Below are 18,358 nucleotides of genomic sequence, written 5' to 3'. Positions count from 1 at the left end.
CGGCCAAGGCGCCCGAAAAGAAGAAGTAAGCCGATCCGCTTGCGGCGCGCGCGGGCTGGTCCTGCGCGCTCCGCAGCGACGGCAGGTCCCGGTCCCGCGCCATGCTGCTGTTCGTCGGTCTCGGCAATCCCGGCGCGAAATATGCGCGCAACCGGCACAATATCGGTTTCATGGCCGTGGACGAGATCGCCCGGCGTCACCGCTTCTCGCCGTGGCGCCGCCGGTTTCAGGGCGAGACCGCCGAAGGCACGCTCGACAGCGAGCGCGTCATCCTGCTGAAGCCCACCACCTACATGAACGAATCCGGCCGCGCCGTGCAGGAAGCCGCCGGCTTCTTCAAGCTCGGCGTCGGCGACGTCACGGTCTTTCAGGACGAGCTCGAGCTTCAACCCGGCAAGCTGCGCGTAAAGGTCGGCGGCGGCATTGCGGGGCATAACGGGCTGCGCTCGATCTCGGCGCATCTCGGCAACGACTACCGCCGCGTCCGCCTCGGCATCGGCCATCCCGGCGTCAAGGAGCTGGTGCACGGCCACGTGCTGTCGGACTTCGCCAAGAGCGAGATGCCCTGGGTCGAGGCGCTGTGCGAGGCGGTGGCGGACAATGCGGATCTGCTGACCGGCAAGCGCGATTCCACCTTCGCCAACAAGGTACATCTGGCGCTGCAGGCCAAAGGTTTTCTGGACAAGGGCGATCCTGGCGCCGCGTGAGGCGGATCGGGACTTGGCCCAAGAGGATGCGAGACGGATCATGGGATTTAAATGCGGGATTGTCGGATTGCCCAACGTCGGCAAGTCGACACTGTTCAACGCGCTGACGGAGACGGCGGCGGCACAGGCGGCGAACTATCCGTTCTGCACCATCGAGCCGAATGTCGGCGAGGTCGCCGTGCCCGATCCGCGGCTGGAAAAGCTCGCGGCGATCGCCAAGTCTGGCCAGATCATTCCGACGCGGCTGACCTTCGTCGACATCGCGGGCCTGGTGCGCGGCGCCTCCAAGGGTGAAGGCCTCGGCAACCAGTTCCTCGCCAACATCCGCGAGGTCGATGCGATCGCGCATGTCGTGCGCTGCTTCGAGGATTCCGACATCACCCATGTCGAGGGCAAGATCGCTCCGCTCGCCGACATCGAGACGATCGAGACCGAGCTGATGCTCGCCGACCTCGACAGCCTGGAGAAGCGCGTCGACAACCTCGCCAAGAAGGCCAAGGGCGGCGACAAGGACGCCAAGGAGCAGCACGATCTCGTCAGCCGCGCGCTGGTGCTGCTGCGCGACGGCAAGCCGGCGCGGCTGCTGGAGCGCAAGCCGGAGGAGGAGCGCGCCTTCGGCATGCTCGGCCTCTTGAGCTCGAAGCCGGTGCTCTACGTGTGCAACGTCGAGGAAGGCTCGGCCAAGGACGGCAACAGCTTCTCGCAGGCGGTGTTCGCCCGCGCCAAGGAGGAAGGCGCGATCGCCGTGGTGATCTCCGCCAAGATCGAGTCCGAGATCGCGACCCTGTCACGCGAGGAGCGCGTGGACTTTCTGGAGACCCTCGGGCTCGAAGAGGCCGGCCTCGACCGCCTGATCCGCGCCGGCTATCAGCTGCTCGACCTGATCACCTACTTCACCGTCGGCCCGAAGGAAGCGCGCGCCTGGACGATCCATCGCGGCACCAAGGCGCCGGCGGCGGCGGGCGTCATCCACACCGATTTCGAGAAGGGCTTCATTCGCGCCGAGACCATCGCCTATGCCGACTACGTCGCGCTCGGCGGTGAAGCGGGTGCCCGCGAGGGCGGCAAGCTGCGGCTCGAGGGCAAGGAATATGTCGTCGCCGACGGCGACGTGATGCACTTCCGCTTCAACAACTGACGGCTCCGCGGGAGCGGACTACATCCGCCCCTGCTCGCGGATCGCGCCGAGATGCTCGTTGATGCGGAAGACGATCAGCACGAACTCGGCGATGATGCGCGAGAACACCATGCCGACGATGATGCCGGCGAGCGAGGACAGCAGGAGCAGGAAGCCGCCGAACGGACTGATCGCCATCTCGGCAAGGCCCGTGAAGATGCCGCGGATTCCCCAGAGGATGATGAGGGCAATCACGAGCCAGTAGAACGTCTTGATGATGGTGGGCGTGATGAAGCGGTCCCACTGGAACAAATCGCGAAATTCCAACATTCTGATCCCCCAGCAAAGTCCGAATCGCAGCGCAGATCCGTCTTTAAGTCCTGTGTGAATCCAGCACCAGACGACATCGACGGCGGCAGCCATCGATCGCGGTATCCGGCGCCCTCTGGCGCTCTCGTGCGACCGGATCGGACGTCAGCCATGCGAGCGGTCCGGTTGTGATTGCTGCAAAGTGCGGCCACAATCAGGCTTCTTTCAGCCATTCACGCCCCATGACCCTCACCTTCGAAGATTTTCCCCCCGGCCCTTTCGGCAGCTTCGGCCCCCGCCACGTCACCCGCGACGAGATCATTGCGTTCGCCTCTGAGTTCGATCCGCAGCCGATGCATATCGATGAAGACGCGGCCAAGGAGTCGATGCTCAAGGGCCTGTCGGGCTCGGGCTGGCATCTCTGCTCGGTGATGATGCGCATGATGTTCGACGGCTTCATCGGCCGCACCGCCTCGCTCGGCTCGCCCGGTGTCAACGAGGTGCGCTGGCTGTCGCCGCTGCGGCCGGATGACGCGCTGATGCTCGACGTCGAGGTGGTGGAAGCCCGCGTCTCGCGCAGCCGGCCTTCGACGGGGATCGTCACGTTCAAGTGCAGCGTGCGCAACGAGGCCGGTGAGCGTCTCTGCGAGATGGTCTCTCCGATCATCGTCGAGCGCCGTGGGGAGGCGGGCTGATGCGCTTCTTCGAGGACCTTCAGGTCGGCCAGCGCCGCGAGCTCGGCTCCTACACGTTCACGGCGGAAGAGATCAAACGCTTCGCCCGGCAATTCGATCCGCAGCGTTTTCATCTGGACGAGGAGGAAGGCCGCAACTCGCTGTTCGGCGGGCTTGCCGCCTCGGGCTGGCATGTCGGCTCGGTCTGCATGAAGCTGATCGTCGCCGACAATCAGCGGCTTGCCGAGCTCGCCCGCGCGCGCGGCGAGACGGTGGTGCTCGGCGGACCGTCGCCGGGATTCCGGGAGCTGCGCTGGATCAAGCCGGTGCTTGCAGGCGATACGATCACCTTCTCCAGTGAGATTGATTCGCTCCGCGCCTCCGCCTCGCGCCCGCAATGGGGCATCCTGCAAGCGCGCAATACCGGCCATAATCAACGCGGCGAGCTGGTGTACTCCTTGCTCGCATCGGTGTTTGTGCCACGACGACACACCGGTTGAGGCGAAAAGGTCACGTCGCCCAGGATTGTCTGGCCGGAACCAACTTCGCGCTAACGCATTCTGAACCCGGACTCTATAAGACAGCCAACCAGGGATCAGGATGTGGGGGATGAGTATGGCAGATCGCGGTGGTCTGAAACTCCTCGGCTTTATCTTTGCCAGCGTGACGCTTGCGGTGATGCTCGCGACGGGAATGGTCGTGAAGGGCTATGCCGACGGCTCGTACTCGCTCGAGACGTCAGCGTCGGTCAACGAGTGATCGATTAAGCAGTCGTTAACCGCGGCGCGCAGCGAGCGTCGCTTCCTACAGGCGGTCTAGCGGCTCCAGATGAGCACCATGACCGCCACCGCTACCAGCAGCAAACCGACGAAGCGGACCAGGATGGTCCCGATCGCCTGCGGCCGAGGCTGCAACGGGATCGGATCGGTGTTGCCCGGCCGAATTGTTTCCATGAGATGATCCCCCGAGACGCAGCGTGCCCGCAAACCGCATGGGCACGTTTTGGACGCAGGACCGTCACATGACGTTCAATCATATCCCGTCGCAAACAAGAAAAACGCCACGCGATCGCTCGCGTGACGTTTTGCCGTGAAGACCGACAGGAACGATCAGCTGCTGCGCAGACCGTCGGCGGCGCGCTTCCACTGGGTCACGTTCTCGGCGATGGCCCGGGTCGACTTCATCGCAGCCTGGCTGAGCTGGGCGTAGCTCGCGATCTCGCGCTGCACCCGCTGGCCCTCGGCATGCAGCAGCTCCCGCAGGCTCTCGAGCTCCCCGATCAGGTTCTCGATCTCCGACAGCGAGGTGCCGGCCACGCGCTGGATCAGCGAGGTGACGCTGTTGACCGCCGCATCCGCGTCGATGGCGGCTTCGGCCGTCGCAGCGGCATTCGGGCGACGCAGATAGGCGATATCATTACGCACGAAATCACGAATGCCGGCCTCGACTTCTGAGACCGCAGCGAGATCCGTATCCAGCTCGGCTTCAGTTCCATCGATCTTGTCCGGACGAATGACATTCATCGGCTATTTCCTCAGTTCGCATACAAGCGAGCGCGGTGTCCCCGCACGACGAAATTCTCAAAGCCTATCAGTGCGGCCAAATTAGGCCGCAACGCGGCGAAGCTGCGGCGAGGGTTCGATCATTCGTGGCGGGCAGCCACAATTCGTTAACCTTACCAGCTGCGCTTAAAGCCGGCGGAAATGCTCTTGCTGGTGCTGCCCTGCGCAGTCTCGCTGACCGAGCCCGACACCGTGAGTCCATCTGTCAGCTTCTGCTCGGCGCCGACCTTGCGCAGCCATTTGTCGTCGTTCGACGACAAGGTCTGGCCAGCCGTGACGCTGGTGCCCGTGTCGCCAATCGAGAGCCGAGCGGATTGCTCGGTATCGAAGCTGCGACTCGTCTTTGGCGCGGCGCCAGGGATCGGCACCATGCCCTGCTGCGTGACGTTGTAGCCGTTCTGCAGGGTCAGATTGTAGTGATCGATCGGCACCGCCTTGGTGATCGTCGTACCGAGCCGTCCCTGGTCCGAGCCGGGATCGACGCGCGCCTCGATGGCGGTCTTGTCCCAGATCGAACCGGCCCCCGGCGCGGTGACCGCGGCCCAGGCCGAGCCGCCGGACTGCGGGGTGCTGCCACCGTTCTCGGCCTTCTCTGCCAGCAATTCCGACATCGTCGTGGGTTGCCGCGCGACCGTCATATCGGCACCGACGCGTGCATCCCAGAACGGCGAGACCGACTGCTTGACGGAGACGCCCGAGGCGAGGTTGCCCTTGTTCTGGTTCGACCAGTCGAGCGCGGCCGCCTTCTCGGCAGCCGCCTTACGCTTCGCCGCGGCGGCGGCCTCGGGACGATCGAGAAAGGTCATCTCGTCGATCGCGAGTTGGCTCCAATCGAGCTTGTCGACATCGACGCCCTGCATCGGATCGGCCGCGGCGACCTGCTCCTCAGGATCCTCCTCATCGGCCTGCTGCGACGGCGCGATCTGCTGCCAGGGGGCGATCTGCATCGGTTGCGGCGCCTGGATCAGCGTCTGCCCCTGTGCGGCGGACACAGCAAGCCCTAGACCGGCCGTGAAGAAAGCCAGCACGCAACCATACGATGTCATGAGAGCAACCCCCGCCGCCCGAACCTGTCCGCCGGAATATGGTGGAATCTTGGCGCAAAATTATGACCGTGTCAGTCACGATGTGCTGGGTTGCGGGTGATCACCACTGCAACTCACCGCACCAGTTGGGGTCCGCCGAAGCCTATGCCAGGCTGCCGAACCGAGGCAAATCGATCGGGTGGCCCAGCGTCTGTTCGACCAGATCAAACGTGTCGATCAGGATGCGCAGCCTTGCCAGCTTGCCGGCACGGAATTGCATGAACTGCGCGAGCCGGGCCGTGATCGGCTTCTCCGATTCCTGCGTCGTCATGGCACAGCGAACCATCGTGGCCGCGGCGCTCTCGTCCAGCATCAGCGTTTCGCGCTCCAGCTTGCGAATGTGGACGTTGTTCGCGATCTGCCTGACGGAATCGAGCACCGCCTCCTTGCCGAGGCGGGCGCCGAGAAAGGGAAACATGTCGATCGGACCATAGATGGCCCAGTCGATGTCGTCGTCGAGAAGCGCGGCGAGCGCGTCGAAATGGCGGTCATTGATCGCGCGATGCAACGCGCGCGACAGACGCCAGAGGCTGTGCTCCGTCATCTTTGCGGTGATCCTGATCTGGCTTGCAAGGCGGCGCGCCGGCCGTCGGGCGATCTCGTCAATGACGTCGCGCGGTGCGCCGAATCCAACTCTCTGAGCGCCATCGATACGCTGATGACAGGCACGCGCAACGGTTGTTTTTGCATTGCACAAATGCGCGGATTCGCAGCGTGGCTCGGTTCCACCGGCCTAATGCGGCTCGTAGGGCATCCGCTGACGGGCGATGGCAACCTCCTGCTCGCGGAACGCCGCCATGCCGAACAGCGTCGCACCGGCGAGGCCGCCGACGAGAGCCCCGAGCGGCATGAAGGTGAAGAACACGAGCATCCCGGCATAGCCTTCGAACTCGCTGGTGTTGAACATTTCGATCCATGCGAGGCCAAGCCCAATGCCGATCGTCGCGCCGCCGACGACGCCCATCACGAGCCCAGCGATCGCCAGAAATGCTATTCTCATGCCCAGTGCCCCGTATGTCACCCGCAGATGGGTTCGGGGCGCACCCGCGAGGTTCAACGCTGGGGCGTCGGCGCTGGTGACGTTTCCGTGATCGGGCGCGGGGCGCGCGCCGCCGCCGCAGGTTCAGGCGCGAGCCGTCTCAGCGATCAGCAATCGGCTGAGATCGCATTCCAGCACCTGCTGCACCAGGTCGAACGTGTCCATGATCTCGCGGATACGGCTGATGCGGCCGTCGCGCAACGTGTAGAAGGCGGCGAGATCGTACTGCACGATGCGGTCGTTGTCGCGCTTGCGCAGGAAGATGCGGAGGTCCGCAGCGACCTGATCGCCTTCGCAGATCAGAGTCTTGATCTCGTGCCGGACGTCGGCATAGCGGCTGCGCGCGGCCTCCCACATCTGCCGCACCTCGTCCTTGCCGCGGCGCCGGCCGAGGTGGGGGAAGATATCGATCGGGGCCGAGGCGAAGTGTTCGACGTCGTCGGTGCAATGGGCCAGCACCGAGTCGAAATCCCCGGCAGCATGCGCTTCGAGCATCTTGCGCACGCGCTGCTTGTTGATGTGCTCGATCATCCTGTCTCCACTGACGGGATTCCGGTTTACACCGGTGGTTCTGAAGAGACCCGTCATCGATCGTCAATCACCTGTCAGACCGCCCGCAGGGAGAATGCGCCGGCACGGTGAATCAAAGCTTGGCGACGGCCGGTGGAGCCGACCCGGTCTCTCGAGTAGGTCACCGCCGCCGCAAAAAGGTTCGTGCCCGAAGTCGAGCGGCGGTGCGGAACCACGCTGCAGGCCGGCCGTTAAAGAGCAACATTCATGCGGAGCATCATCATGAAGACCCTGTTTGCCTTGTCCGTTGCAGCGATAGCCCTGCTCTCCACGCAAGCCGCCGAAGCCAAGGGATGCATCAAGGGCGCCATCGTCGGCGGCGTCGCCGGCCATTACGCCGGCCATCACGGTGTGCTCGGCGCGGCCGCCGGCTGCCTGTACGGCCGTCATCACGCCAAAGAGCAGGAGCGCCGCGACCAGCAGAGCCAGGTGAACAACCAGGGCAAGATGTAGTCGTCGGCTCCCCGGCTGTGTCGTTGCGGCAGTCGTAGCGGCATCGCCTGCGTGACGCGCATCACGGTGATCGCGGCGCAAATCGGCGACACGGAGACGGTCGGGCCCGGATCGCGGGCCCTCCGCCACCGGATGGATCCGTCCATGCTCGCCGCATCATCTCAAGACCGGTCTGCACCCGGTTCGCCTGCACCGAAGGCGTCGTTTCTCAATCTGCTCGAAGGCATGGCGCTCACGGCGCTGCTCCAGGCCATTCCGACCTATGCAGGCGCTGCGTTGCTTCTCAAGCTCGCGCACAGCACCGCGGTACGGCCCGGCCTGTTTGGCTTCATCGCGAGCGCAACCATCATCCACGTCCTCATGACCTCGGCCGCCGGCCCGCGCTATCCGCGTGTGCTGAAGCAGGCCTATGCCGCGGAATTCTACGATCCCACCCTGGGCTTCACCGACAAGGTGCTGCACTGGCGCACGCAGTCGAACGGCTCGCTCCAATTGCTGAGCTCGACGGTGATGCTGGCCGTGCTGTCGATCGCGGTGCTCGCGATGGGCTGAGGTCGGCTCCGAGACCTACTCCGTTAGGCGCAACGCCAATGGTCCATCCTTGGCCGCCAATCGCGACCATCCCGGCTTGCTGCCATTCGTCAACCTCGCCAGCAACACTCCGGCGACGAAAATCTCGCCGATCTGTCCCGATCCCTGCCCACGCCATTCGACAGTCAGACAAGCGGCCGAACTCGGACGTGAGAACGCCACGGCTTCGTCGACGAAGGCTGCCGGATTGGCATAAGGCGCGCCTTCCCGATTCGTCCATTCTGGCTGCTCGGGAGCGGGGCCGCGATTGTAGAGCCAGACGTCACCACCAATGGATCCCTTGGCGTCCAGCCAATAGCCATAGGCCACCCTGCCGTCATCCTCGACCACAATGGCCGCTGCACCGTCAGGAGAGATGAACTCGCGCAGAAACCCTTGGCTCGTCATTCGGTCCCTCGGCTTGACAGTCAGTTCGCGTCCGCATCGCCAAGCTGTGCGACCGTCCCGAACTCAAGGTGCAGCAGCCGCTCCAGCGCCGGCCCCATATTCGGGACGAGAGTGCCATCCGTAAAGCGGGCGTGCGATCCGAATAGTCCGCGCGGATGCTCACCGATCTGATAGACGGCCCTGACGTTCGGCCCGAGCTGGCCAAATGTCCCGCGACCTCATCGAGCCCGGTGGTTGGATTCATCAGGAAAACAGCTGATATCAGCGACGACAGCACGCTGTCGATCATGGCGCCTTCGCGCGCCAGGCGCTCGATCGCGTCGGCGACATTCGCAGAAAGAGTGTCGGCCGAATCGTCGCGGACGTGAAGCAACACGTGGCAGAGCTTCGCCTTGGCGAGGGGCGGCATCGACACCTCGTCTCGTTCGAGGGTGCGCAGGGCCTCCTCCGACATGAAGGCACCAAAGGCGTTGCGGAGAGCGCGTCTTCTGAACCAGTTCATGGCCGATCATCATACCGAATGAGCCGCCGGCGCCAATCGGACGGCTTCCGTGTTCCGGCAATGCGAGGACGTCGCAATCCACCTTGCACCGCCGCCGCGCTTCCGCCACAACAAGGCTCGGAAACGTCAAGAACAACAACAAGACCTGCCCGAGCCTGCCCTCCATGTTCCGCGCCATCGAACGCCCCGCCGGCCCATCGCCCGGCCTCGGCCAGATCACGGCTGATTTCGGCCCGCTCTACGCCTCGCACGGCTTCGTCGGCTGGCTGTTCGCGATCACGGGGCCGGTCGCCATCATCCTGTCTGTCGGCGCCAATGGCCGCCTGTCGCAGGCCGAGATCGCGTCGTGGATCTTCGGCGTGTTCTTCATCAACGGCCTGATCACGCTCGTGCTGTCGTGGCGGTATCGCGAGCCGCTGGTGCTGTTCTGGACCATCCCCGGCACCGTACTCGTCGGGCAGTCGCTGACTCATCTCAGCTTCGCGCAGGTGGTCGGCGCATTCTATGGCACGGCGCTGCTGATGGTTGTTCTCGGGCTCTCCGGCTGGGTCAAGCGCGCGATGCAGCTGGTGCCGATGCCGATCGTGATGGGGATGGTCGCCGGCGTGTTCCTGAGGTTTGGACTCGATTTGGTGCGCGCCGTGCTCGGCGAATTCGCGATCGCCGGCCCGATGGTCGCGGTCTGGCTGATCCTGACCGCGTTGCCGGCGCTGGGCCGGCGCTGCCCGCCGATCATCGGCGCGCTCGTCATCGGCACGATCGCGGCGATCCTGCTCGGCAGGTACGATCAGAGCGCCTCGCTGCAGATCGCGCTGATCCATCCGGTGATCCCGATGCCGTCATGGTCACTTCCCGCGATGATCGAGCTCGTCGTGCCGCTCGCGGTCACCGTGCTGGTGGTGCAGAACGGCCAGGGCTTCGCGGTGCTGACCGCTGCCGGGCACAAGCCGCCGGTCAATCTCGTCACCCTCGCCTGCGGAATCGGCTCGGCGCTGGCGGCGATCGTCGGTGGCGTCTCGACCTGCCTCACCGGCCCGACCAACGCCATCGTCGTGTCCGGCGGCGAGCGCAAGCGTCACTACACCGCGGCGATGGCGGTCGGCGTGCTGGCGCTCGGCTTCGGCCTGCTCGCGCCGACCTTCACGGCCCTGCTGCTGATCGCGCCCAAGGCGCTGATCACGGCGCTGGCAGGCCTCGCCATGCTGCGCGTGCTGCAGACGGCGTTTGTGACCGCGTTCAAGACGAACTTCTCGCTTGGCGCGCTCATCGCTTTCCTCGTCACCGTGGCCGACATGCCGTTGCTCAATATCGGCGCGGCGTTCTGGGGCCTCGTCGCGGGAGTTGCGATCTCCTCGCTGCTCGAGCGTGCCGACTTCACCGGCGCGTCGAAAGCGTAGCGAATTATCGCACCGCAGCACGCCCTGTTGTCGCTATCGCGGACCAAGCGGCAACGTGCTGTTGCAGCGCCGCTCAATCGCGCTACACTTCGAGACCAAACAAGAATGATCTCGACAAGGATTTGGGGAGGATAGGAATGACTGCGATCACGCGCCGCAACATGCTTGCGGGTACGGCAGCAGTGGGCGCGTTGGCGCTCACGGGCCAGCCCGCCTGGTCGGAGCCGCAGTGGAAGAAGTATGCCGGCACCAAGCTCGAGGTGATCCTGGCGAAGGGACCGCGCGGCGACAATCTGCAGAAGAACATCAAGGAATTCACTGCGCTGACCGGCATCGAGGTCGAGTCCGAGCAGATTCCCGAGCAGCAGCAGCGGCAGAAGGTCGTGATCGAGCTGTCGTCGGGCAAGCCGAGCTTCGACGTCGTCCATCTCAGCTATCACGTGCAGAAGCGGCAGTTCGAGAAGGCCGGCTGGCTCGCCGACATCACGGACATGATGAAGGATCCGAACCTCACCGCGCCGGACCTCGTTCCCAGCGATTTCTCTGCCGCCGGGCTGACTTACGCCAGCAACGACAAAGGCCGCATGTTCTCGCTGCCATGGTCGTTGGACTACTTCATCCTCTACTACAACAAGGAGCTGTTTGCGAAGAAGGGCGTCGAGGTGCCGAAGACGCTCGACGAGATGGTCACGGCGGCGCAGAAGCTCACCGATGCCAAGGACGGCACCTTCGGTTTTGTCGGCCGCGGCCTGCGCAACGCCAACATGACGTTGTGGACGAACTTCTTCCTGAACTATGGCGGCGAGTTCCTCGACGCCAAGGGCAACATCCTGACCGATGGCCCGGAAGCGGTCGAGGCCACGAAGCTCTACCAGAAGCTCTTGACGACCTGCGCGCCGCCCGGCGTCGCCGGCTTCAACTGGATGGAGTCGATGGCCTCGTTCACGCAAGGACGCTCGGCGATGTGGATCGACGGCGTCGGCTGGGCGCCGCCGCTGGAAGACCCCAACGCCTCGCGCATCGTCGGCAAGGTCGGCTACACCGTGGTGCCCGCCGGCCCCAAGGGCCAGTACTCGGCGACCTATGGCGACGGTATCGGCATCGCCGCGGCAAGCAAGAACAAGGAGGCCGCCTGGCTGCTCTGCCAGTGGCTGGTGTCGAAGCCGCAGGGCGCGCGCCTGGTGCAGGCCGGCGGCGGCGTGCCGTTCCGCAACTCCGTGCTCAACGATGCCGGGATCCAGAGCGGCGTGAAGATGCCGAAGGAATGGCTGCAGTCGGCGATCGACTCCGGTAAGATCTCGAAGCTCGGCCTGCCCGTCATCATCCCGGTCGCCGAATTCCGCGACATCGTCGGCGCGGCGCTGACGGCCACGCTCTCCGGCGCCGATCCCGCGACCGAACTGAAGAAGGCGCACGAGCAGTTCCGCCCGATCCTGGAGCGCAGCGAAAAAGCGTGAGCACGATCGTCGAACAGGCTGGCGCGGCAGCCGAGGCTGCTGCGCCGGAGCGTATGTTGCGGCCGCCGTCCTATTGGCCGTTCGTGGTGCCGGCGCTGGTCACCGTGCTTGCGGTGATCATCTTTCCCTGGCTGTTCACGATCTGGATGAGCTTCCAGGAGTGGAAGGTCGGCGCGCCAACGACCTTCGTCGGGCTATCGAACTATCTGCGGCTGCCGGCCGATCCGCGCTTCGTCGAGGCGGTCGGGCACACGCTGTCCTACACGGCGCTGTCGGTGCTGCTGCCGCTGGTGCTCGGCACGTTCGCTGCGGTGCTGTTCCATGCCCGTTTTCCGGGCCGCGGACTTCTGCGCGCGCTGTTCATCATGCCGATGATGGCGACGCCGGTGGCGATCGCGCTGGTATGGACGATGATGTTCCACCCGCAGCTTGGCATCTTGAACTACCTGCTGTCGCTGGTCGGCCTGCCGCCGCAGCTCTGGGTCTTTCACCCCGGCACGGTGATCCCGTCGCTTGTGCTCGTCGAGACCTGGCAGTGGACGCCGCTGGTCATGCTGATCGTGCTCGGCGGCATCGCCTCGCTGCCGACGGAGCCGTATGAGAGCGCGCAGATCGACGGCGCCTCGACCTGGCAGATGTTCCGCTACATCACGCTGCCGCTGATCATGCCGTTCCTGTTCATCGCCGCGATGATCCGGGCCATCGATGCGATCAAGAGCTTCGACATCATCTTCGCGATCACGCAGGGCGGACCCGGCTCGGCGTCGGAGACCATCAACCTCTATCTCTACAGCGTCGCCTTCGTCTATTACGACCTCGGCTATGCCTCGGCGATCGCGGTGGTGTTCTTCGCATTGATCGTGGCGCTGACCGCCTTGTTGCTGGTGCTCCGCCGGCGCGCGCAGTGGAATGCGCTGGGGAGCGACACGTGAGCGTGAACACCCTCCTCGGCCGCCTTGGCGTCGCGATCGGCGTTTTTCTGATCGTGTCACCCGCGATCCTGTTCTTCCTCTGGATGATTTCGCTGTCGGTCAAGTTCGAGGTCGACAACGCCGCCTATCCGCCCGTGTTCTGGCCCGAGCATTTCGCCTGGAAGAACTACGCCGACGTGCTGTCGTCGAACCGCTTCTTTACCTATTTCAAGAACAGCCTGCTGGTGACCGGGGGCGCGACCGCTCTGGCGATGCTGGTCGGCGTGCCCGCCGGCTACGGCATTGCCCGCATGGCCGCGCACAAATCGGCGATCGTGATCCTGATCGCGCGCATCACGCCCGGCCTGTCCTACCTGATCCCGCTGTTCCTGCTGTTTCAGTGGCTCGGCCTGCTCGGCACGCTGTGGCCGCAGATCATCATCCACCTCGTCGTCACCGTGCCGATCGTGATCTGGATCATGATCGGCTATTTCGAGACCACGCCGATCGAGCTCGAGGAAGCCGCGCGCATCGACGGCGCCACGCGCTGGCAGGTGTTCCGCCACGTGGCATTACCGGTGGCGAAGCCTGGACTGGCCGTGGCCTTCATCCTCGCGGTGATCTTCTCCTGGAATAATTTCGTGTTCGGCATCGTGCTGGCGGGACGCGAGACGCGGACGCTGCCCGTCGCCGTATACAACATGATCTCGTTCGATCAGCTGAGCTGGGGCCCATTGGCGGCGGCAGCGCTGATCGTGACACTACCAGTGCTGCTGCTGACCGTGTTCGCTCAACGGCAGATCGTCGCTGGATTGACTGCAGGGGCGGTCAAGGGCGGCTGACAATCGCGCCAACATCGCGTCTACAGCCACAATCGGCGCGGTATGCGATACGCGCACGCAAAGCTGCGGCGAAATGTCGGGGCCGCCTTGGTCAGGCCATGTTCTCCCACTTGGTTACCGGAATGGAACCGGGATTCGCGGGTCTGCTTGACGCAGGCGACGAACGTCTCCAAATGTTCCAGCTTGTTTCTGTGCCGGCTTCGTTCCAGCCGTATACACCGCGTACACACGATCGCCGGCGGGATTGGCGCTCCCTTCGGTTCGTTGTGTCAAATCATCAACGGCTGAACGCCCGACCGACGAAAGCATCATGACGTCCGATCGCGACGCCTCCGCGCCAGACCGATTGACTGCCTTGCTGCAGACCGAGCTGCTCGACTCGCCTCCCGAGCCCGGCTTCGACCGCGTCACACGCCTCACCACCCGACTGCTGCAGGCGCCGGCCGCGATCATCGCGCTGGTCGACCGCGACCGGCAGTTTTTCAAGAGCTCGATCGGGCTGTGCGAGCCATGGGCCTCGCTGCGCGAGACCCCGCTCAGCCATTCGTTCTGCCAGCACGTCGTGTCCTCGGCCGAGCCCCTGGTCGTCAGCGACGCCACCGTCCACCCGCTGGTGAAGGATAATCTCGCAATCCCGATCCTCGGCGTGATCGCCTATCTCGGCGTACCGCTGAAGCTGCAGAACGGCGAGGTGATCGGTGCGCTCTGCGCGATCGACCACGAGCCGCGGCCGTGGAGCGAGGACGACATCGCGCAGATCACCGAGCTCAGCGAGATCGTGATGGACGAGATCGCGCTGCGCGCCGAGAACGCGCGCCGGCGGACCATCGAGCAGCATCAGCGCGTGCTGGTGCATGAGCTCAATCATCGCGTCAAGAACACGCTGGCACTCGTCGACAGCGTGATCGCGCTCAGCGTCCGGGCGGACGCCGCGCTCGCCGATTTCGGCGAGGTGCTGCGCGGCCGCATCGCTGCGCTCACGCGCAGCCATGCGCTGGCGCTCGACCGCGGCCGCGAGGCGATTGCGCTCAGCGAATTGGTCCGGGCCGAACTGGCGCCGCTGCAGTCCGAGCGCGTCGCCGTCGAAGGTCCCGCCGTGCAGCTTGCGCCGGGCGTCGCGCTCTACCTGTCGATGGGCCTGCATGAGCTGGTCACCAACGCAGTAAAGTACGGCGCGTTGTCGTCCGAGGCAGGACACGTGGCGCTGAAATGGACGCATGCCGACCAACGGCTCAAACTGTCCTGGCACGAGAATGGCGGGCCGCCGGTCACCCCGCCGATGCGCAACGGCTTCGGCTCGCTGTTGTTCGAGCGCATCCTCGGGGCGGCGCTGAAGGGCCACGTCACGCGCGAGTTCGCTGCTGACGGCCTCAAGGTGACATTCGACCTGCCGCTGGCGACGTGATGGAGATCAGCCGCGCTGGCCGCGCCGGCGCGTCAGGGTGATCTCCGCCAGGATCGACATCGCGATCTCCTCGGGCGTGATCGCGCCGAGATCGAGCCCGGCCGGCGCCTTGACCCCGTCGAGCCGCGCGGCATCGATGCCCTCCTTGAGAAGCTTGTCGCGCAGACTGTCCATCTTGCGGCGGCTGCCGACGAAGGCGTGATAAGCCGCCTCGCAGCCGAGGGCCGAGCGCAAGGCCGCTTCGTCACCCTTGCCCTGCGTGGAGACGACGATGAAGCGCCGGCCGCCGGCCGACTGATCCAGCGCAAAGCCGTCGACGAGCCGGTCCGCGTCCGGCACGGCGACGAGGTCGGCCGCCGGCGCAGCGAGAGTCACGTGAAAGCCAAGCGGCCGCGCCTGCGCGGCGAGCGCCAGCGCGACGGGGCTGGCGCCCAGGATCACCAGCGCGGGATGCGGCAGCACCGGCTCGACGAAGATGTCCATGGTGCCCTTGCTCGGGCACATGTTGGCGGCGAAGCGCACGCCCTCCTTCGTCTCACCGGCTCTGACACCCAGTTCGGCGAGCAGGTTCTCCGGCTGCACCGAAACCATGCGCGGCACGCCGTCGGCCAGCGCCTCGCGCGCGGCCTTGAGTACCGCGCCGCGCGCGCAGCCGCCGCCGATCCAGCCGGCGACGATGCTCCCGTCGGGCCGGATGATCGCCTTGGCGCCGGCTTTGGCGGCGGTCACCGACACCGTACGCACGACGGTGGCGAGCACGAAGCTTTCCTCATTGGCCTTCAGCTGCGCGGCGAGGTCGAGCATCTCCGTGGACGTCGTCATCGATGAGCTCCTCTTGACGGCATGGCCTCACAACCTCGCCAGATACGGCTCCAGCGCCGCCAGCGCGTTCAGCGTGTGCGCGGGCGCATAGAGATCGACATGCGGCAGCGCGGCCTTGATGCCGCGCGCCTCCGGCGCGTAGCCGTCCCAGCCGAGCATCGGATTGAGCCAGACGATGCGGCGGCAGCGGCGGCGCAACTGCGTCATCTCGCGGCCGAGCAGGTCGGGATCGCCGGTGTCGTAGCCGTCGGAGACGATCATCACGCAGCTGCGCGAATGAATCACGCGCGCGGCGTGCCAGCGGTTGAAGGTCTGCAGGCTCTCGCCGATCCGGGTGCCGCCGCCGGCGCCCTGCGCCATCATCGACAGCCGGTCGAGCGCCCGCGCGGCGTCCCTCTCCTTCATCGCATCGGAGACGTAGGCGAGCCGCGTGTGAAACAGGAACGCCTCGGCCTCGCGAAACTGGTCGAGCACGCCGTGGATGAAGCGGAGGAACACCGCGGTGTAGGCGCTCATCGAGCCGGAGGCGTCGAGCAGCACCACCAGGCGCAGCGGTTTCACCTTGCGGCGGCGATGCACCAGCGCGACTGGCACGCCGCCATGGCTGATGTTGCGATGGATGGTCCGGCGCAGATCGAGACGCTCGCCCTTGCGACGCAACTGATCCCGCCGCGTCAACCGTGTCCGCATCGCCTTGGCGAGCCGCGCTGCCGCCTCATGCGCCAGCGCGACCTGGTCGGGATCGGCGAGCTTGCGGAAATCGGTGTCGCCGATCGCCTCCACGCGCGAGGCGCCCTCGCGCGTGCCCTCGCTGCCCGCGTCGTGCGGTCCGTCCTCGGATGGGATCTGATCGGTCGCGCCTTGCGGACCACGCTGGCCTGCGCCCGCGTCCTGCAGGCTCTTCAGCGAAGGACTGTTCGCGGCCTGCGGCGAGCCCGACGCGAGCACCCGCGCGCGCGCGCGTTTGCCGAGCCAGAACGCATCGAACACCCCGTCGAAGCGGTCCCACTCGCTCTTGCGTGCCGCGAACAGATGCTTGAACGACGAGCGCAGCAGGCCCGGCTTCTCGACAAAGCCCGCGGCCATCACCGTCGCGGCGTCCTGCCCTTCCGGCAGGCCGACCGAAAAGCCGTTGTCGCGCAGCGTCCGCAGGAAGGCGCCGAGTCGGCCGGCGACCAGCCGCGCCACCGCGTCCATGTCCTCGTGGTCGGGCGTGGCGCCGCAGCAGCTCATGCGACCTTCCCCAATAGCCGGGCCGACACCTCGCGCGTGATCCGCGCGCGATCCTCGTGGGTTTTCAGCAGGCAGATCAGCGTGTCGTGCACGACCTCCGGCTGGTCCTTGATGTCGCGAATGTCCAGGCCGACGAGCGCCGCGGCCCAATCCAACGTCTCGGCGACGCCGGGCACCTTGCGCAGCTCTTCCTTGCGCACCCCTTCGACCATCCGTGCGATCTGCAGCGCGAGCGATGCGGAGGCTCCATCGATCCGCGCCAGGATGATGCGGGCCTCGCGGTCGACGTCGGGATAATCGACATAGTGATACAGGCAGCGCCGGCGCAACGCGTCCGACAGCTCGCGGGTGCCGTTGGAGGTCAGCACCACATGCGGGATGCTCGTGGCCGTGATGGTGCCGAGTTCGGGGATCGAGATTTGGAAATCGGACAGCAGCTCGAGCAGAAACGCCTCGAACTCGTCGTCGGCACGATCGATCTCGTCGATCAGCAGCACCGGCGGCGTGGCGCGGCGGATGGCGGCGAGCAGCGGCCGCTCGAGCAGATATTTTTCCGAGAAGATCTGGTCCTCGATCGCCTCGGCATGGCCGCGATGCGCCTCGATCGCCAGCAGCTGACGCTGGTAGTTCCACTCGTACAGCGCGGCACTCTGGTCGAGACCCTCATAGCATTGCAGCCGGATCAGCTCGGTGCCATGCACCGCGGCCAGCGCCTTCGCCACCTCGGTCTTGCCGACGCCGGCCTCGCCCTCGAGCAGCAGAGGCCGCTTCAATAGCTGCATCAGCGCAATGGCCGTCGCCAGCTCGCCATCGGCGATGTAGCCGCAGGCGGCGAGGGATTTGGCGATGTCGTCGCGGGTTGTCATGCGGGTTTGTTTCTCGCTATCGCCGCGACCTCGGTGCGGTCCCTGCGCCCCTGTGGGAGAGGGGAACGCCGATCAGGATCGAATTGGCGCGCTCGTCCGTCTCCACGTCGTCATGGCCGGGCTTGTCCCGGCCATCCACGTCGTTCAGCGCACCGAGAACCACGTGGATGCCCGGGACAAGCCCGGGCATGACGGAGTAACTAACTGCCAGAATCGTTCATCGCGACAGCTCCGTATCTCCGAATGCAGCAACCCGACCTCATGAAAGAGGACATGGAGTGGGGCACGAGCGACACTGCCGCCGGGGACCCCCACCCCCGCCCCCTCCCCGCAAGGGGGAGGGGAGCGCACTGCCGATGCCGTTACGTCCTATGCTCTCCGCGTCATTGCGAGCGAAGCGAAGCAATCCAGGGGCTCGGGTGGGATTCT

The 18,358-nt window shown here is 65.5% G+C and carries 24 protein-coding genes; 12 read left to right on the top strand and 12 right to left on the bottom strand.

Annotated elements, in window-relative coordinates; genetic code table 11:
• The first annotated feature begins 101 nt into the window (after positions 1-101).
• Both pth and ychF read left to right on the top strand, forming a co-directional pair.
• Entirely contained in the window at positions 102-707 is a 606-nt protein-coding gene (gene pth / locus BRAS3809_RS29215) for an aminoacyl-tRNA hydrolase (protein ID WP_008965622.1), read from the top strand.
• Between the two features lie 40 nt (positions 708-747).
• The gene (ychF, locus tag BRAS3809_RS29210) at positions 748-1,845 is read left to right on the top strand and encodes a redox-regulated ATPase YchF (protein WP_008965621.1); all 1,098 of its coding nucleotides are present in this window, start codon (positions 748-750) and stop codon (positions 1,843-1,845) included.
• Between the two features lie 18 nt (positions 1,846-1,863).
• Here ychF and BRAS3809_RS29205 read toward each other — a convergent pair whose 3' ends face one another.
• On the bottom strand, positions 1,864-2,154 hold the full coding sequence (locus BRAS3809_RS29205; protein WP_035659290.1) for a DUF4282 domain-containing protein: 291 nt from the start codon (positions 2,152-2,154) through the stop codon (positions 1,864-1,866).
• 221 nt (positions 2,155-2,375) lie between these two features.
• On the opposite strand from BRAS3809_RS29205, the gene BRAS3809_RS29200 reads away from it, so the two are divergent.
• The 3 genes from BRAS3809_RS29200 (at position 2,376) to BRAS3809_RS36880 (ending at position 3,566) form a co-directional block, all read left to right on the top strand.
• Positions 2,376-2,828 carry a MaoC family dehydratase gene (locus BRAS3809_RS29200; protein WP_008965619.1) on the top strand — a complete coding sequence of 151 codons (453 nt, stop codon included), beginning with the start codon at positions 2,376-2,378 and terminating at the stop codon, positions 2,826-2,828.
• The gene (locus BRAS3809_RS29195; RefSeq protein ID WP_008965618.1) at positions 2,828-3,307 is read left to right on the top strand and encodes a MaoC family dehydratase; all 480 of its coding nucleotides are present in this window, start codon (positions 2,828-2,830) and stop codon (positions 3,305-3,307) included. Before BRAS3809_RS29200 ends, BRAS3809_RS29195 begins: the two co-directional genes overlap by 1 nt.
• A gap of 109 nt (positions 3,308-3,416) precedes the next feature.
• Positions 3,417-3,566 carry a hypothetical protein gene (locus BRAS3809_RS36880; protein ID WP_170323348.1) on the top strand — a complete coding sequence of 50 codons (150 nt, stop codon included), beginning with the start codon at positions 3,417-3,419 and terminating at the stop codon, positions 3,564-3,566.
• 56 nt (positions 3,567-3,622) lie between these two features.
• Here BRAS3809_RS36880 and BRAS3809_RS36875 read toward each other — a convergent pair whose 3' ends face one another.
• The 6 genes from BRAS3809_RS36875 to BRAS3809_RS29165 all read right to left on the bottom strand — a co-directional run bounded on the left by BRAS3809_RS36875 (position 3,623) and on the right by BRAS3809_RS29165 (position 7,024).
• Positions 3,623-3,760 (bottom strand): hypothetical protein, encoded by a 138-nt coding sequence (locus BRAS3809_RS36875; protein ID WP_008965616.1) that lies wholly within the window; start codon positions 3,758-3,760, stop codon positions 3,623-3,625.
• A gap of 156 nt (positions 3,761-3,916) precedes the next feature.
• Positions 3,917-4,330: a hypothetical protein gene (locus BRAS3809_RS29185; RefSeq protein WP_008965615.1), complete on the bottom strand. Its 414-nt coding sequence runs from the start codon at positions 4,328-4,330 to the stop codon at positions 3,917-3,919.
• A 152-nt stretch (positions 4,331-4,482) separates the two neighbouring features.
• Positions 4,483-5,415, bottom strand: coding sequence for a hypothetical protein (locus tag BRAS3809_RS29180; protein ID WP_008965614.1), 933 nt, complete (start codon positions 5,413-5,415; stop codon positions 4,483-4,485).
• A gap of 142 nt (positions 5,416-5,557) precedes the next feature.
• On the bottom strand, positions 5,558-5,998 hold the full coding sequence (locus BRAS3809_RS29175) for a nuclear transport factor 2 family protein (protein WP_008965613.1): 441 nt from the start codon (positions 5,996-5,998) through the stop codon (positions 5,558-5,560).
• Between the two features lie 189 nt (positions 5,999-6,187).
• Positions 6,188-6,454: a hypothetical protein gene (locus BRAS3809_RS29170; protein ID WP_008965612.1), complete on the bottom strand. Its 267-nt coding sequence runs from the start codon at positions 6,452-6,454 to the stop codon at positions 6,188-6,190.
• A 123-nt stretch (positions 6,455-6,577) separates the two neighbouring features.
• Positions 6,578-7,024: a nuclear transport factor 2 family protein gene (locus BRAS3809_RS29165; RefSeq protein ID WP_008965611.1), complete on the bottom strand. Its 447-nt coding sequence runs from the start codon at positions 7,022-7,024 to the stop codon at positions 6,578-6,580.
• Positions 7,025-7,285: 261 nt separating this feature from the next.
• On the opposite strand from BRAS3809_RS29165, the gene BRAS3809_RS29160 reads away from it, so the two are divergent.
• Both BRAS3809_RS29160 and BRAS3809_RS29155 read left to right on the top strand, forming a co-directional pair.
• Positions 7,286-7,516: a hypothetical protein gene (locus BRAS3809_RS29160; RefSeq protein WP_035659295.1), complete on the top strand. Its 231-nt coding sequence runs from the start codon at positions 7,286-7,288 to the stop codon at positions 7,514-7,516.
• Positions 7,517-7,567: 51 nt separating this feature from the next.
• Entirely contained in the window at positions 7,568-8,068 is a 501-nt protein-coding gene (locus tag BRAS3809_RS29155) for a hypothetical protein (protein ID WP_008965609.1), read from the top strand.
• Positions 8,069-8,083: 15 nt separating this feature from the next.
• Here the strand turns inward: BRAS3809_RS29155 and BRAS3809_RS35275 are convergent, their stop codons facing one another.
• Together BRAS3809_RS35275 and BRAS3809_RS29150 are read right to left on the bottom strand one after the other, a co-directional pair.
• Complete coding sequence (locus tag BRAS3809_RS35275; protein ID WP_008965608.1) at positions 8,084-8,494, bottom strand: hypothetical protein; 411 nt, start codon at positions 8,492-8,494, stop codon at positions 8,084-8,086.
• Entirely contained in the window at positions 8,454-8,996 is a 543-nt protein-coding gene (locus BRAS3809_RS29150) for a hypothetical protein (RefSeq protein ID WP_008965607.1), read from the bottom strand. Before BRAS3809_RS29150 ends, BRAS3809_RS35275 begins: the two co-directional genes overlap by 41 nt.
• 164 nt (positions 8,997-9,160) lie before the next feature.
• Between BRAS3809_RS29150 and BRAS3809_RS29145 the strand changes: the two genes are divergently transcribed.
• The 5 genes from BRAS3809_RS29145 (at position 9,161) to BRAS3809_RS29125 (ending at position 15,008) form a co-directional block, all read left to right on the top strand.
• Positions 9,161-10,393 carry a benzoate/H(+) symporter BenE family transporter gene (locus tag BRAS3809_RS29145; protein ID WP_008965606.1) on the top strand — a complete coding sequence of 411 codons (1,233 nt, stop codon included), beginning with the start codon at positions 9,161-9,163 and terminating at the stop codon, positions 10,391-10,393.
• A 137-nt stretch (positions 10,394-10,530) separates the two neighbouring features.
• The gene (locus BRAS3809_RS29140; protein WP_008965605.1) at positions 10,531-11,850 is read left to right on the top strand and encodes an ABC transporter substrate-binding protein; all 1,320 of its coding nucleotides are present in this window, start codon (positions 10,531-10,533) and stop codon (positions 11,848-11,850) included.
• Positions 11,847-12,782, top strand: coding sequence for a carbohydrate ABC transporter permease (locus tag BRAS3809_RS29135; RefSeq protein ID WP_008965604.1), 936 nt, complete (start codon positions 11,847-11,849; stop codon positions 12,780-12,782). Before BRAS3809_RS29140 ends, BRAS3809_RS29135 begins: the two co-directional genes overlap by 4 nt.
• A complete protein-coding gene (locus BRAS3809_RS29130; RefSeq protein WP_008965603.1) occupies positions 12,779-13,603 on the top strand; it encodes a carbohydrate ABC transporter permease in 825 nt (274 codons plus the stop codon). Before BRAS3809_RS29135 ends, BRAS3809_RS29130 begins: the two co-directional genes overlap by 4 nt.
• Positions 13,604-13,913: 310 nt before the next feature.
• A complete protein-coding gene (locus BRAS3809_RS29125) occupies positions 13,914-15,008 on the top strand; it encodes an HWE histidine kinase domain-containing protein (RefSeq protein ID WP_008965602.1) in 1,095 nt (364 codons plus the stop codon).
• Between the two features lie 6 nt (positions 15,009-15,014).
• Here BRAS3809_RS29125 and BRAS3809_RS29120 read toward each other — a convergent pair whose 3' ends face one another.
• The 3 genes from BRAS3809_RS29120 to BRAS3809_RS29110 are packed head-to-tail and all read right to left on the bottom strand — an operon-like array spanning position 15,015 to position 17,929.
• Positions 15,015-15,830, bottom strand: a complete 816-nt coding sequence (locus BRAS3809_RS29120; protein WP_008965601.1) for an XdhC family protein — start codon at positions 15,828-15,830, stop codon at positions 15,015-15,017.
• A gap of 27 nt (positions 15,831-15,857) precedes the next feature.
• A complete protein-coding gene (locus tag BRAS3809_RS29115) occupies positions 15,858-17,063 on the bottom strand; it encodes a vWA domain-containing protein (RefSeq protein ID WP_008965600.1) in 1,206 nt (401 codons plus the stop codon).
• Positions 17,060-17,929 carry an AAA family ATPase gene (locus BRAS3809_RS29110; protein WP_008965599.1) on the bottom strand — a complete coding sequence of 290 codons (870 nt, stop codon included), beginning with the start codon at positions 17,927-17,929 and terminating at the stop codon, positions 17,060-17,062. The genes BRAS3809_RS29115 and BRAS3809_RS29110 overlap by 4 nt, the downstream gene beginning before the upstream one ends.
• Between the last annotated feature and the right edge of the window lie 429 nt (positions 17,930-18,358).

This window comes from Bradyrhizobium sp. STM 3809, from assembly GCF_000239795.1.
Lineage (GTDB): Bacteria > Pseudomonadota > Alphaproteobacteria > Rhizobiales > Xanthobacteraceae > Bradyrhizobium.
Note: the sequence above shows the minus strand (reverse complement) of the source record. Positions and strands in the feature narration are given on the sequence as shown.

Excerpts from the sequence above, each read along its gene's own strand:
- BRAS3809_RS29145 (WP_008965606.1), top strand. The coding sequence starts at position 9,161 with ATGTTCCGCGCCATCGAACGCCCCGCCGGCCCATCGCCCGGCCTCGGC.
- BRAS3809_RS29150 (WP_008965607.1), bottom strand. The coding sequence starts at position 8,996 with ATGAACTGGTTCAGAAGACGCGCTCTCCGCAACGCCTTTGGTGCCTTC.
- pth (WP_008965622.1), top strand. The coding sequence starts at position 102 with ATGCTGCTGTTCGTCGGTCTCGGCAATCCCGGCGCGAAATATGCGCGC.
- BRAS3809_RS29125 (WP_008965602.1), top strand. The coding sequence starts at position 13,914 with ATGACGTCCGATCGCGACGCCTCCGCGCCAGACCGATTGACTGCCTTG.
- BRAS3809_RS29115 (WP_008965600.1), bottom strand. The coding sequence starts at position 17,063 with ATGAGCTGCTGCGGCGCCACGCCCGACCACGAGGACATGGACGCGGTG.
- BRAS3809_RS35275 (WP_008965608.1), bottom strand. The coding sequence starts at position 8,494 with ATGACGAGCCAAGGGTTTCTGCGCGAGTTCATCTCTCCTGACGGTGCA.
- BRAS3809_RS29165 (WP_008965611.1), bottom strand. The coding sequence starts at position 7,024 with ATGATCGAGCACATCAACAAGCAGCGCGTGCGCAAGATGCTCGAAGCG.
- BRAS3809_RS36880 (WP_170323348.1), top strand. The coding sequence starts at position 3,417 with ATGAGTATGGCAGATCGCGGTGGTCTGAAACTCCTCGGCTTTATCTTT.
- BRAS3809_RS29110 (WP_008965599.1), bottom strand. The coding sequence starts at position 17,929 with ATGACAACCCGCGACGACATCGCCAAATCCCTCGCCGCCTGCGGCTAC.
- BRAS3809_RS29195 (WP_008965618.1), top strand. The coding sequence starts at position 2,828 with ATGCGCTTCTTCGAGGACCTTCAGGTCGGCCAGCGCCGCGAGCTCGGC.
- BRAS3809_RS29200 (WP_008965619.1), top strand. The coding sequence starts at position 2,376 with ATGACCCTCACCTTCGAAGATTTTCCCCCCGGCCCTTTCGGCAGCTTC.
- BRAS3809_RS29120 (WP_008965601.1), bottom strand. The coding sequence starts at position 15,830 with ATGACGACGTCCACGGAGATGCTCGACCTCGCCGCGCAGCTGAAGGCC.
- BRAS3809_RS29205 (WP_035659290.1), bottom strand. The coding sequence starts at position 2,154 with ATGTTGGAATTTCGCGATTTGTTCCAGTGGGACCGCTTCATCACGCCC.
- BRAS3809_RS29180 (WP_008965614.1), bottom strand. The coding sequence starts at position 5,415 with ATGACATCGTATGGTTGCGTGCTGGCTTTCTTCACGGCCGGTCTAGGG.
- ychF (WP_008965621.1), top strand. The coding sequence starts at position 748 with ATGGGATTTAAATGCGGGATTGTCGGATTGCCCAACGTCGGCAAGTCG.
- BRAS3809_RS29185 (WP_008965615.1), bottom strand. The coding sequence starts at position 4,330 with ATGAATGTCATTCGTCCGGACAAGATCGATGGAACTGAAGCCGAGCTG.
- BRAS3809_RS29175 (WP_008965613.1), bottom strand. The coding sequence starts at position 5,998 with ATGACGGAGCACAGCCTCTGGCGTCTGTCGCGCGCGTTGCATCGCGCG.
- BRAS3809_RS29140 (WP_008965605.1), top strand. The coding sequence starts at position 10,531 with ATGACTGCGATCACGCGCCGCAACATGCTTGCGGGTACGGCAGCAGTG.
- BRAS3809_RS36875 (WP_008965616.1), bottom strand. The coding sequence starts at position 3,760 with ATGGAAACAATTCGGCCGGGCAACACCGATCCGATCCCGTTGCAGCCT.
- BRAS3809_RS29160 (WP_035659295.1), top strand. The coding sequence starts at position 7,286 with ATGAAGACCCTGTTTGCCTTGTCCGTTGCAGCGATAGCCCTGCTCTCC.
- BRAS3809_RS29170 (WP_008965612.1), bottom strand. The coding sequence starts at position 6,454 with ATGAGAATAGCATTTCTGGCGATCGCTGGGCTCGTGATGGGCGTCGTC.